We start from the raw sequence: 11605 nt of genomic DNA, 5'->3' as shown, positions 1-11605 counted from the left end.
CCAGCCTTGCCGGCACCGACGCGTCTGGATTTCAGACGGCCTTCCTCGTCGCTGCGGTCGCGGCTCTGGTTGGCGCAGTTGTCGCTGGCGTGGTGATTCCCCGCGCACGTCAGTAGCTGCACCAAGCCATGTTCACCCGACCCGCTCCCCGGTGGCGACCGCCGTCGGGGAGCGGGATACCGCGCGTTGACTTATACCCCTAGGGGGTATAACTTCCACGGATGAGCTCGAGCCATGACCACATGTCAGCACCGGGATCAGACGAGCGCGAGAAGCGCAACTCGCACCAAGCGGACAGTCCCGGGCACACACACGCGGGCCATCAGAATCACGACACAGGCCATAGCCAAGCTGATCACGGCGGGCATGCAGGTCACGGTGACCATGTCGGGCAGTTCCGTCGCCTGTTTTGGATCATGCTCGTCCTGGCAGTCCCGGTCGTCGGCTTTAACGACATGTTTGCCGACCTCGTCGGTTATGACCTCCCCAGTGGGGAATGGGTTCGTTGGGTCTCGCCCGTGCTCGGCACCGTTATGTACCTCTGGGGTGGTTGGCCCTTCCTGACCGGCGCCGTCAGCGAAATCCGCAGCCGCAAGCCGGGGATGATGCTGCTCATCGGACTGGCCATCACCGTGGCCTTCATCTCCTCCTGGGGCGCCAGCCTGAACGTCCTCCACCACGAGCTGAACTTCTGGTGGGAGCTGGCCCTGCTGGTGGTGATCATGCTCCTGGGTCACTGGATCGAGATGCGGTCCCTAGCCCAGACGACCTCGGCTCTGGATTCTCTGGCAGCGCTCCTGCCCGACGAGGCCGAGCGTCTTGAGGGCGACGACGTGGTCACGGTCGACCCTGCCGAGCTGGTGGTCGGTGACGTCGTGATCGTTCGTCCCGGTGCAGCTGTGCCTGCTGACGGACGGATCGTCGATGGTTCCGCGAGCATGGACGAGTCGATGGTCACGGGCGAGTCCAAGACCGTGCGCCGCGGCAAGGGCGAGAGCGTCGTGGCGGGCACGGTGGCCACCGACTCCGGTCTGCGCGTGGAGGTGACAGCGACCGGCGAAGACACCGCCCTGGCCGGGATCCAAAAGCTTGTGGCCGACGCCCAGGCGTCTTCCTCCCGCGCTCAGCGCATCGCCGACACCGCGGCCGGGTGGCTGTTCTGGTTTGCCCTCGGCGCCGCAGCGATCACCGCCGTTGTCTGGTCGCTGCTCGGCATGCCCGATGACGCGGTGGTGCGCACTATCACCGTCCTGGTCATCGCCTGCCCCCACGCGCTCGGCTTGGCGATCCCGCTCGTGGTCTCCATCGCGACCGAACGTGCCGCCCGTGGCGGTGTTCTCATCAAGGATCGGTTGGCGCTGGAGTCCATGCGCACCGTCGATGCCGTTCTGTTCGACAAGACCGGCACGCTGACCAAGGGCGAGCCCACCGTCACCGCCATCCAGGCGTTTGAGGGTCGCGACGACGACGAGGTGCTCGCCTTGGCCGCGGCCGCCGAGAGTGACAGCGAGCACCCGCTGGCCCGCGCCATCGTCAGCGCCGCTCGCGCCCATGAGCTCGAGGTCCCGCGAGCAGGTGACTTTTCCTCCTCACCCGCGGTGGGGGTGCGGGCCATCGTGGACGGGAAGACAGTTGAAGTTGGTGGCCCCCACCTCCTGGAGCAGCACGGCCTCGACGAGCTCCCCGTCGCGGACGCCTGGCGCGAGGAGGGCGCGATCATCCTGCACGTCGTGGCGGACGGCGCAGTCATCGGCGCACTGCGCCTGGCCGATGAGATCCGGCCCGAGTCCCGCGTTGCCGTCGACGCCCTCCACGCTGCCGGCGCCCAGGTCGTGATGATCACCGGGGACGCTGAGGCCGTGGCCCAGACCGTCGCCGCCGAGCTGGGCATCGACCGCGTGTTCGCCGGCGTCCGTCCAGAGGACAAGGCCGCCAAGGTCGCCGCGCTCCAGGACGAAGGGAGGAAGGTCGCGATGGTCGGCGACGGCGTCAACGACGCCCCGGCCTTGGCTCAAGCCGATGTCGGCATCGCCATCGGCGCTGGCACCGACGTGGCCATCGGCTCCGCAGGGGTGATCCTCGCCAGCTCGGATCCACGCTCCGTGCTCTCGGTCATCGACCTCTCCCGCTCTTCCTACCGCAAGATGAAGCAGAACCTGTGGTGGGCCGCCGGCTACAACCTGATCTCCGTGCCCCTGGCAGCAGGCGTCCTCGCCCCCATCGGATTCGTTCTCCCAATGAGCGTCGGAGCGATCCTCATGTCCGCCTCTACCGTCGTTGTCGCGCTCAACGCCCAGCTCCTACGCCGCCTCGACCTGTCACCGGCCACCAGTACCGCGAAGTTCATCGACGACGAGAGTGCAGCCTGCGCCGGAGACTCTGGACAGGCCAGGGAGTCGGATGCTGGCTGACGCCTCAACCGACTGTCCGCGGGAATTCGCCTGGAAGGCGGCGGGGGAGAGGCTCGTATGGGAACAGATCGTCGGGGGTGAGGTTCCAGGTCGTCCGGAGGTTTTGTCGGGGAACTGCGCCGTTGAGGTCCTCCAGTTTCGAGAGCGGCCCGCAGGTGTGGATGAGCGCTTCGCGCAAGTCGTTGCGTTGACTACTCCAAGTCAATCGCTGGTGGGCCCATCCGTCTTCTCGCAGGTTCGTCGCTGGGTCCATGACCCCGAGGTCCTGCTCGCGTCCATTCGCGGAAATGGTGGGAACCAGACGGCTGATCAGTTGTCGGACGTTCTGGCAGTACGGGTCATGGTCGCGGCCTGCGCTGCGTCTGCTGGGTAGTCCCGGGCGACCTCTTCAAGGCGGCGTCCAGGTGAGGGGGCCATCGACGGTGTTCCCGTGATGGCCGATTAGGCGTTCGTGGTACTGCCGAAATAGGACGTCGTGTGCGTCGTCGAGGTGCTGCCTTTGTGCGACATGTTCCAGATGCGCTGAGGTTCCTCCTGGCGTCCCCAGCGGATGGGGGGCCAAGCGGATGTCGCCTCCCGTGAACACCTCCCAGAATCGGCGAAGGCCAGCGAGATCATCATCGCGGTGCGCGCCGACCACCTTCGCAAGTTCGGCCACGCTGTGAGCAGCGCGCCGCCGTGCGCTGTAGTTGATCGGCGGCGGTGCCTGTCGCAACTGGGTGAAGAGATCCTCCATGTCCTGCAGGACATTTGGCCAACGATGATGGTGGAGGGACCGGAGTCGGGTTCCGGCGGAGCGTTGGAATGTGGCGGGCAGTCCGAGTTCGAGTGCGATGTGGCTCCATGGCGTAGTCCGCCCTAGTCGCAGCAAGATCATGGATAGCACGGGCCCGTCGTCTTCTTGGACGTCGTGGGCGCGTAGGGCGATAGTCCAGAGAGACTGCGGGACCCAGCTTGCGGGCGGCAGGAGGGGCTCTGTCTGGTGTTCTTGGAGGATGTGCTGCCCGTGGTCCCGAGGTGAGGTCCACTCCGGTGGGTGGGCGGCCCATGCGCGGGCTGTTCGGCAGGTGAGTCGGGAGCTCGGTGGGATGGCGGATGCGATGTTGCGAATCCCGGCGGCGACCAGGATGGGGCCGAGGTCACTGCGGAGCGCCTGTGATCGGGGTCCGAGTAGCCCGGTGGTCTGGTGGTCCGAGAGCATGAGGTTGATGGTCGGTCCGCTGCCGTCGGTCTGGTTGAGATCGTCAAATGCCGCGCTGGCTCGGGCGAGGTGGTCGGCCCAGGAGGAGGCTGAGCGGGCCTGAGCGACGGACAGTCGCAGGAGTGCGCAAAACGTGTGTAGGTGCGGACTGGCGGTGGCTGACCACGGCCCAAGGCTCCTTGGGCCGCTCGGGTCCCGGTGCGCCGCGTCCACGAGAACGAGGAGTCGTTGCTGGGCGTGCAGGGCCGCATCGTGAACCGGGATCTGGGCTGCGTCGCCGAGGTTGCCGTTGCAACCAGGGACGGATGCTCCGTTGCGATGTGCCGCCCTTGGGCCTGGGCTCACGTTCGGTGCAGCACGCTTGGCCAGCCAAGCGTCCGCCCCAAGACGATGACGACCACGGCCGCTGACCGCAGGATGGACAGGTTGCGATGAGGGCGATGTGGTGGTGGGGGCATGCGAATGTCCAGGGCTGCTGCCAGAGTGTCGACCAACCGAACCCTGACGCGAGGCATTCGGGGCAGTATCTGCTGGAGGTGTTCTTGGGCACCGACTCTGAGAGACGCCCGTCGTCGATCAGCGGGATCTTCACGGGCTCGGGTGGCTCGGTGCCGAGCACGGCATAGAATCCCGAACGCTTGTCGAGCAGTACTCGCTCTAGGTCGCTCCCTGGGGGATTGCCGGGGATGTGCATTGCAGTGAGGAACTGGCGCGGGGTGAGCCCGTACCGGTGGCTCGCTCTGACCAGCCAACTGCGTGGCTGTTCGTTCGGCTGGGGCGGGACGCATATCGGCCACTGCGAGCGGTGAGTGGCCGGGACAAGATCTCGGAGGTATTCTCCGCCTGGCTCTGTGGCTGGCTCTGTGGCCGGGTCAGCCCGTACTGGCGTCCTCGGCGGCGTTGTCGACGACGACGGAAGCGAGGATTCGCGAGTCAATGGTTTCGGCTCCTGTGCTGATCGCGAGACTGCAAGCACGGTCGATCAAGTTGGTGACAGAGACCATGTAGCCCTGGGTGCGGCGGAGGATCTCTTGCGCCTGCTCGGTGAGACAACCGGGCTGGGCGTCTGCGAGCTTGATGCGACCCTCAAAGACCTGAAGCATCGCTACCCAGGCCCGCATCCCACCGTCGGTCTTGATGTTGAAGGGGGCCATCGCGCACCGCGTAGCCCGGCGACTCGTCTGGGCGTAGGCCGCCTCGCTGTGGTGCAGTCCTTCGTCGAAGAACTGCTTCTGGGAGAGCCCGACGCCGACGTAGACGAAGGTGGCTGGCATCTCGTTGGCGAGCCACTTGAGGTGGTTGCTCAGGTCCATCCCGTTGCGATGGTTGAAGTTGATGAAGTGCAGGTCATCCAGGATGATCAAGCGGGTCTCGGCCGTGGCAACGCAGTCCACCGCGAGGTCTCCCAATTCGGCGCGGATAGCGCGTCCTGCTGCTGGGTGGTCGTAGAAGCGCAGCAGTTTCTGGTTGAGGTTCTTCAGGGACATGTTCGCCGTGAGGGCGATGAACGCGACAGGCAGACGCGGGCTCCCGTAGGCTGTGAGATGCCCGTAGCGACGGCGCTGTCGACGATCAAAGGTGCGACCGAAGCGCGTGGCAGCGGTCGTCTTTCCGAGGCCCGGGAGCGAGTCCAACAACACCGACCCGCGCAGGCTGTCCCCGTCACGATGCGATGACGCCAAGACCTGCTCGAAGATGCCGTTCACACGCTGAAGTTGTGGCGTCTTGATCACGGGTGCGTTGGCGTGCCACACGCCTCGGACCTCGTTGTAGTCCACCAAGGACTCGGCGTCGAGCTCATCCATCTCAGAGCGCGAAAGAGTGGCGAAGTCCTCGCGGGGGGCGCCGCGTGTCGACGCTCGTTGCCGGACACCAGTCCGGTGATGCCGAAAGGCTGGCTCGCGATGCCCTTCACGGCTGGATCGAAGTCTGCGACGAGTAATCGGTCTCGCTCCAGCAGGCTCTCGTAGCCCACCAGGTCCTTGTTGGTTGAGGACCACCACCAGCCGGGGTAGTGGCGCATTCCGGCGTAGGAGCCGAACCGCCGCACTGGCATGCCTTGGACGATGGCCGTTGCCGAGGCATCTGCCAAGGCAGTTCTGATCGGCGCCCCGTCGGCGGGCGCGAACTCGACGATCACGTCAACGTCACGTGCTGTGACCACGCCCACAGCATCCTCTGGTGACAACTTGGCAGGAACGTGACACGCCGTGACAAGAAGATAGGAGAATGACAAGTTACGCCGGAACCCACAAAAATCTCTTGAAAAAGATCCTTCGGCACCCGGGAATGATCCACCGCTCACGAAAGTTGAGTCAGATAAGAGCAACTTTGGTGAGTCTGGGATTGACACTGCAGACCAACCGGAGTTGAGTCAGCATCAGTCAACCTGACGGCTCGGGTCATGCGGCCCGGCGTCGTCGTGAGCAACACGAAGGAGCATCCCTCATGGGTCGCGCAGTAGGTATTGACCTCGGTACCACCAACTCGGCCGTTGCCGTCCTCGAAGGTAACGAGCCCAAGATCATCGCGAACGCCGAAGGCGCTCGCACCACCCCGTCGGTCGTCGCGTTCTCCAAGGGCGGCGAGATCCTCGTCGGCGAGATCGCCAAGCGTCAGGCCGTGACGAACGTCGACCGCACCATCCGCTCCGTCAAGCGCCACATGGGCACCGACTGGAGCACGCAGATCGACGACAAGAAGTACACCCCGCAGGAGATCTCGGCGCGCACGCTCATGAAGCTCAAGCGCGACGCGGAGTCCTACCTCGGTGAGGACGTCACGGACGCCGTCATCACGGTTCCGGCGTACTTCGACGACGCCGAGCGTCAGGCCACGAAGGAGGCCGGCGAGATCGCGGGCCTCAACGTCCTGCGCATCGTCAACGAGCCCACCGCTGCTGCTCTGGCCTACGGCCTCGACAAGGGCAAGGAAGACGAGCTCATCCTGGTCTTCGACCTCGGTGGCGGTACGTTCGACGTCTCCCTCCTCGAGGTCGGCAAGGACGAGGAGGACGGCTTCGCCACCATCCAGGTGCGCGCCACCTCCGGTGACAACAAGCTCGGCGGTGACGACTGGGACCAGCGCATCGTCGACCACCTCGTCAACAAGGTGAAGAGCGAGTCGGGCGTCGACCTGTCCAAGGACAAGATCGCCATGCAGCGTCTGCGTGACGCCGCGGAGCAGGCCAAGAAGGAACTCTCGAGCTCCAGCTCGACGAACATCTCCCTCCAGTACCTGTCCATGGGCGAGAACGGCCCGATCCACGCGGAGGAGACGCTCACCCGCGCGCAGTTCGAGAAGATGACCTCCGACCTGCTCGAGCGCACGAAGAAGCCGTTCGAGAACGTCCTCAAGGACGCAGGCGTCAAGGTCTCCGACATCGACCACGTCGTGCTCGTCGGTGGTTCCACCCGCATGCCGGCCGTCACGGAGCTCGTGACGAAGCTGTGCGACGGCAAGGAGCCGAACAAGGGCGTCAACCCGGACGAGGTCGTCGCCGTCGGCGCCGCCCTGCAGGCCGGTGTCCTCAAGGGTGAGCGCAAGGACGTCCTCCTCATCGACGTCACGCCGCTGAGCCTCGGCATCGAGACGAAGGGTGGCCTGTTCACCAAGCTCATCGAGCGCAACACGGCCATCCCGACGAAGCGCACCGAGGTGTTCTCCACGGCTGAGGACAACCAGCCGTCGGTCGACATCCAGGTGTTCCAGGGTGAGCGTGAGATCGCCAAGGCCAACAAGCCGCTCGGTAACTTCGAGCTCACCGGTATCGCCCCGGCTCCCCGTGGCGTGCCGCAGATCGAGGTCACCTTCGACATCGACGCGAACGGCATCGTCCACGTCTCCGCGAAGGACCGTGGCACGAACAAGGAGCAGTCGATGACGATCTCCGGTGGCTCCGCGCTGCCGAAGGAAGACATCGAGCGCATGGTCAAGGAGGCCGAGGAGCACGCCGCCGAGGACGCGAAGCGTCGCGAGGAGGCTGAGGCCCGCAACACGGCCGAGACCCTCGTCTACTCGACGGAGAAGTTCCTCGAGGAGAACGGCGAGAAGGTTCCGGCTGACGAGAAGTCCGCCACGGAGACCGCGCTCGGCGAGCTCAAGGACGCCCTGAAGCCGGAGTCCGGTGCCTCGGCCGAGGACATCAACGCCAAGGCCACGGCTCTGTCGGAGGCCAGCCAGAAGATGGGCGCTGCGATGTACGCCGCGAACGCCGAGGCCGGCGACGCCGGTGCTGAGGGTGCTGCCGGGGAGCAGCCCCAGTCCGGTGGCGACGACGACGTCGTGGACGCCGAGGTCGTCGACGACGAGGACGACACCAAGAAGTGATGCGGTGACGGGTGGAGGCCGGTGACGGTCTCCACCCGGGCCCTCACATCGTCGAGCTATGGCTCGGCACGAGACGGATCTGCACGGCCGGTGGGCTGCCCACGGGCAGCTCACCGGCCGCTGTGCCACCCGGATCACCCGCGTGGCAGGAAGGAGTCCGACATGACGGACGCACAGAACAACCCCGCACCGGGCGAGGGTGACAACTCGTTCGCCGGCGGTGTCGGCGACGACCTGCCCGGCGGCGAGAACACGAAGAACGTCAAGGCGTCCGAGCAGGACGCGGCCGGCGAGAACCTGCAGCAGCAGGCCGACGAGGCCGAATCGGCGTCGACGCCGGACGAGGTCGCCGGCGAGGCCAGCGAGAGCGTCGAGGAGAACGAGCACCCCGACACCAAGCTCGCGGCCGAGCGCCTGGCCGACCTGCAGCGTCTGCAGGCCGAGTACGTCAACTACCGCAACCGCGTCGAGCGTGACCGGGCCCGCGAGAAGGAGACGACGATCGGTTCGGTCGTCGAATCCCTCATCCCGGTGCTCGACGACATCGAGCTCGCCCGCCAGCACGGCGACCTCACCGACGGCCCGATGAGCAAGATCGCCTCCAAGCTGGAGACGACGCTCGACCGCTACGGTGTCGCCCGCTTCGGCGAGGCCGGTGAAGCGTTCGACCCGAACGTCCACGAGGCCCTCATGCACGTCGAGGCCGAGGCGCCCGAGGGCGTCGAGGGAACGTTCGTCGTCCAGGTGCTTCAGCCCGGCTACAAGGTGGGTGAGCGCGTCGTGCGCGCCGCCCGCGTCTCGGTGGCAGGCTGACGCCGAACCACGTCGGCGTGGGGCCGCACGAACCGTTCGGTCCCACGCCACCCCCAGGTGAGCGACTCGCTCACCTCGACCACATTCATCTTTCGCACGCGCACGCGATACGCGCCCCCAGCGTCCCGGACGCCGGACGACGCGCCATCACACAGATCAGGAGGTGCGCATGGCCAGTCAGGACTGGTTCGAGAAGGACTTCTACGCCACTCTCGGTGTCGCGCAGGACGCGAGCGAGGACGAGATCAAGAAGGCCTACCGCAAGCTCGCCCGCACGTGGCACCCGGACAAGAACCCCGGTGACGCTGCCGCGGAGCAGAAGTTCAAGGACATCGGCGAGGCTCACCAGGTGCTCGCCGACCCCGAGCAGCGTCAGCAGTACGACGCCGTTCGCCAGATGGCGCGCGGCGGTGCCCGCTTCGGCGGCGGCGGCGCCGGGGGAGCTGGCGGCTTCGAGGACGTTTTCTCCTCGATGTTCGGTGGCGGTGGTGGCGCCCGCACGTATTCGGCGGGTGGCGCCGGTCAGCAGGGCCTCAACCTCGAGGATCTGCTCGCGCAGTTCGGCGGAGCCGGTGGCGGCTTCTCCGGCGGAGGGTTCCCCGGGGGCGGTGGCTACCAGCGTCAGGCGCAGCCGCGCGGAGGCCAGGACGTCGAGGCGCGCGCCTCGATCACGTTCCGCCAGGCCGTCGAGGGCGACACGGTGCGCGTCACCGGTGCCGACGGAGCGAGCTTCAACGCGCGCATCCCGGCGGGCGTCAAGGACGGGCAGAAGATCCGTCTGCGCGGCAAGGGCCACGCCGGCAGCTTCGGTGGCCCCGACGGCGACATGATCCTGCACGTCAGTGTGGGCAGCGACCCGGTGTTCGGCCGTGACGGCAACAACCTCACCGTCGATCTTCCCGTGACGTTCGCCGAGGCGACGCTCGGAGCCACCGTTGCGGTGCCGACGTTCGACGGCAAGACCGTCAAGGTGAAGGTCGCGCCGGGCACGCCGTCCGGCCGCAGCCTGCGCGTCAAGGGCCGCGGTATCGCGACGAAGAGTGCCACCGGCGATCTCATCGCCAAGGTGCACGTCGTCGTGCCTACCGACCTGACCGACGAGCAGCGCCAGGCCGTGGAAACACTCGCCGCCGGTGAGGCCGACCCGCGTGCCGACCTCATCGCGAAGGCTCACCGGGACGCGTCGTGACGCCGCGCGAGAGCGGTGGTTTCCGCTCCGGGCAGGCCGACTTCGTGCGTGCCGACCCGTCCAAGCCGGTCTATGTCATCTCGGTGGCGGCCGAACTGGCGGGCATGCACGCGCAGACGTTGCGCCAGTACGACCGGTTGGGGCTCGTCACGCCGGAGCGTTCCGGCGGTGGCGGGCGCCGCTACTCGATGCGCGACATCGAGCAGCTGCGTCAGGTGCAGGAGCTGTCGAGCGAGGGCGTTTCCCTCGCGGGCATCCAGCGCATCATGGAGCTGGAGAACCGGGTCGATGCTCTCACCCAGCGCGTGGGGGAGCTGACCGAGGAGAACCGCCAGTACCGCGAGGCGCTCGATTCGCGCGGTGGGGGCCGTGTGTTCGCTGCGGGGCGTGACGGCATCGTTGCGCTCAAGCCCGGCGAACGCCCCCGCGGCCGCGCGCCGGGCAGTTCGCTCATCCTCTATCGTCCGCGCGGCTGACCTCCGCGCACACGAAGGGCCGCCGATCACCGTGAGGGTGATCGGCGGCCCTTCGTCGATCTGCGGGTCTGGAGGTGCGAACCCTTCAATGAGCTACTGCTCAGCGGGTGGGTTAGGTGTACTGATCGGGGACGTTGATCAATCGTGAGAAGGGCGGCTGGTTCCCGCAGGCTGTATGGGGACGGTGCTGGTTGTAGTAATGGAGCCATCCGGCGAGTTCGCCTCGGCGCTAAGCCTCCGAGGTATAACCCCGGGCGTGGGCCCAGCCGTCGGCCATGGTGCGATGGAAGCGTCCGATCTTGCCGTTGGTCTGCGGCCGATACGGCCTGGTGCGTTTGTGCTTGATCCTCAGCTCAGCGCAGGTGTCGCGCCACAGATGTGAGCGGTAGGCGCCACCGTTGTCGGACAGGACTCGCTCGACCCTCACACCACGGGCCCTGAACCACTCGACCGCCCGGATCAGGACCGCCGTCGCGGTGAGGGCGGTTTCGTCGTCGTGGATCTCGGCGTAGGCGACGCGGGAGTGGTCGTCGATGACGGTGTGGACGTAGGCCTTGCCCATCAACGGATCGCTGTACTTGTTTCGGGGCTTGTCGGGAGTGGCGGCTCTGTTCTTCTCACCTTGCCTGCGCCCTACGTAGCGCCAGCCCCCGCCATCGGGAATGTTCCCGAGCTTCTTCACGTCGACATGCAGCAGGGAGCCGGGATGGTCATGCTCGTAACGGCGGACTGGCTCTCCGGTGGCGCGGTCGACGTGTGAAAGCCGGTTTAGGTGCGCGTGGACCAGGATGCGGTGGACAGTGGACGGGGCGATCCCGAGTCGGCACGCCAACTGCACCGGCCCCTCCCTCAGGCGCAGCCGCAGATTGATGCAGCGCCGAGTGGTCTTCTGACTCGTCTTGTTCGGGGAGCGACGCGGCCGGGAAGACCGGTCTTGCATGGATTCGCTGTCTCGGTAGCGGTCGGCCCAACGCTTGACGGTGGGCCAGGAGACTTGGAATCGGGCGGCGACCTCGCTGATCGGCCAACCGTCGTCAACAACCATGCGAGCGACGATCAGGCGATGCCGTGGGGTGGGCGCCGCGTTGGCGTGGGACATGACTGAGCCTTCCTGGGGGCATGTGCCGCCCAGGAAGGCCAGATGCCGCCGCGGGCGGCGAGATTGTTTGGGTGAAGGGCAACGGGT

8 protein-coding genes and 1 pseudogene are annotated in these 11605 nt (G+C 66.6%); 5 read left to right on the top strand and 4 right to left on the bottom strand.

Annotated elements, in window-relative coordinates; genetic code table 11:
• Positions 1-416 precede the first annotated feature (416 nt).
• On the top strand, positions 417-2411 hold the full coding sequence (locus K9D12_RS07690) for a heavy metal translocating P-type ATPase (RefSeq protein WP_225911053.1): 1995 nt from the start codon (positions 417-419) through the stop codon (positions 2409-2411).
• Between the two features lie 388 nt (positions 2412-2799).
• On the opposite strand, the gene K9D12_RS07685 is transcribed toward K9D12_RS07690, so the two are convergent.
• From K9D12_RS07685 to K9D12_RS07675, 3 genes are all read right to left on the bottom strand, one after another.
• Positions 2800-3147, bottom strand: coding sequence for a hypothetical protein (locus tag K9D12_RS07685; protein WP_182434792.1), 348 nt, complete (start codon positions 3145-3147; stop codon positions 2800-2802).
• Between the two features lie 508 nt (positions 3148-3655).
• Positions 3656-4588: a TniQ family protein gene (locus tag K9D12_RS15255; protein WP_370633476.1), complete on the bottom strand. Its 933-nt coding sequence runs from the start codon at positions 4586-4588 to the stop codon at positions 3656-3658.
• Positions 4485-5417: an ATP-binding protein gene (locus tag K9D12_RS07675; RefSeq protein WP_223059863.1), complete on the bottom strand. Its 933-nt coding sequence runs from the start codon at positions 5415-5417 to the stop codon at positions 4485-4487. Before K9D12_RS07675 ends, K9D12_RS15255 begins: the two co-directional genes overlap by 104 nt.
• 643 nt (positions 5418-6060) lie before the next feature.
• Between K9D12_RS07675 and dnaK the strand changes: the two genes are divergently transcribed.
• From dnaK to K9D12_RS07655, 4 genes are all read left to right on the top strand, one after another.
• Positions 6061-7941 carry a molecular chaperone DnaK gene (gene dnaK, locus K9D12_RS07670; protein ID WP_223059862.1) on the top strand — a complete coding sequence of 627 codons (1881 nt, stop codon included), beginning with the start codon at positions 6061-6063 and terminating at the stop codon, positions 7939-7941.
• 162 nt (positions 7942-8103) lie between these two features.
• Positions 8104-8754, top strand: coding sequence for a nucleotide exchange factor GrpE (locus K9D12_RS07665; protein WP_223059861.1), 651 nt, complete (start codon positions 8104-8106; stop codon positions 8752-8754).
• Positions 8755-8923: 169 nt separating this feature from the next.
• Positions 8924-9943 (top strand): DnaJ C-terminal domain-containing protein, encoded by a 1020-nt coding sequence (locus tag K9D12_RS07660; RefSeq protein WP_223059860.1) that lies wholly within the window; start codon positions 8924-8926, stop codon positions 9941-9943.
• Positions 9940-10419 (top strand): heat shock protein transcriptional repressor HspR, encoded by a 480-nt coding sequence (locus tag K9D12_RS07655; RefSeq protein WP_370633475.1) that lies wholly within the window; start codon positions 9940-9942, stop codon positions 10417-10419. Before K9D12_RS07660 ends, K9D12_RS07655 begins: the two co-directional genes overlap by 4 nt.
• Before the next feature lie 112 nt (positions 10420-10531).
• On the opposite strand, the pseudogene K9D12_RS07650 reads toward K9D12_RS07655, so the two are convergent.
• Positions 10532-11518, bottom strand: a pseudogene (locus K9D12_RS07650) (IS481 family transposase).
• Positions 11519-11605: the final 87 nt, after the last annotated feature.

The sequence above is a fragment of the Dermacoccus sp. Tok2021 genome (assembly GCF_019895135.1).
In the GTDB taxonomy this organism is placed as follows: domain Bacteria; phylum Actinomycetota; class Actinomycetes; order Actinomycetales; family Dermatophilaceae; genus Dermacoccus; species Dermacoccus abyssi.
This window is presented reverse-complemented; position numbering and strand designations above follow the sequence as displayed.

Excerpts from the sequence above, each read along its gene's own strand:
- K9D12_RS07660 (WP_223059860.1), top strand. The coding sequence starts at position 8,924 with ATGGCCAGTCAGGACTGGTTCGAGAAGGACTTCTACGCCACTCTCGGT.
- K9D12_RS07685 (WP_182434792.1), bottom strand. The coding sequence starts at position 3,147 with ATGGAGGATCTCTTCACCCAGTTGCGACAGGCACCGCCGCCGATCAAC.
- dnaK (WP_223059862.1), top strand. The coding sequence starts at position 6,061 with ATGGGTCGCGCAGTAGGTATTGACCTCGGTACCACCAACTCGGCCGTT.
- K9D12_RS07675 (WP_223059863.1), bottom strand. The coding sequence starts at position 5,417 with ATGGATGAGCTCGACGCCGAGTCCTTGGTGGACTACAACGAGGTCCGA.
- K9D12_RS07665 (WP_223059861.1), top strand. The coding sequence starts at position 8,104 with ATGACGGACGCACAGAACAACCCCGCACCGGGCGAGGGTGACAACTCG.
- K9D12_RS07690 (WP_225911053.1), top strand. The coding sequence starts at position 417 with ATGCTCGTCCTGGCAGTCCCGGTCGTCGGCTTTAACGACATGTTTGCC.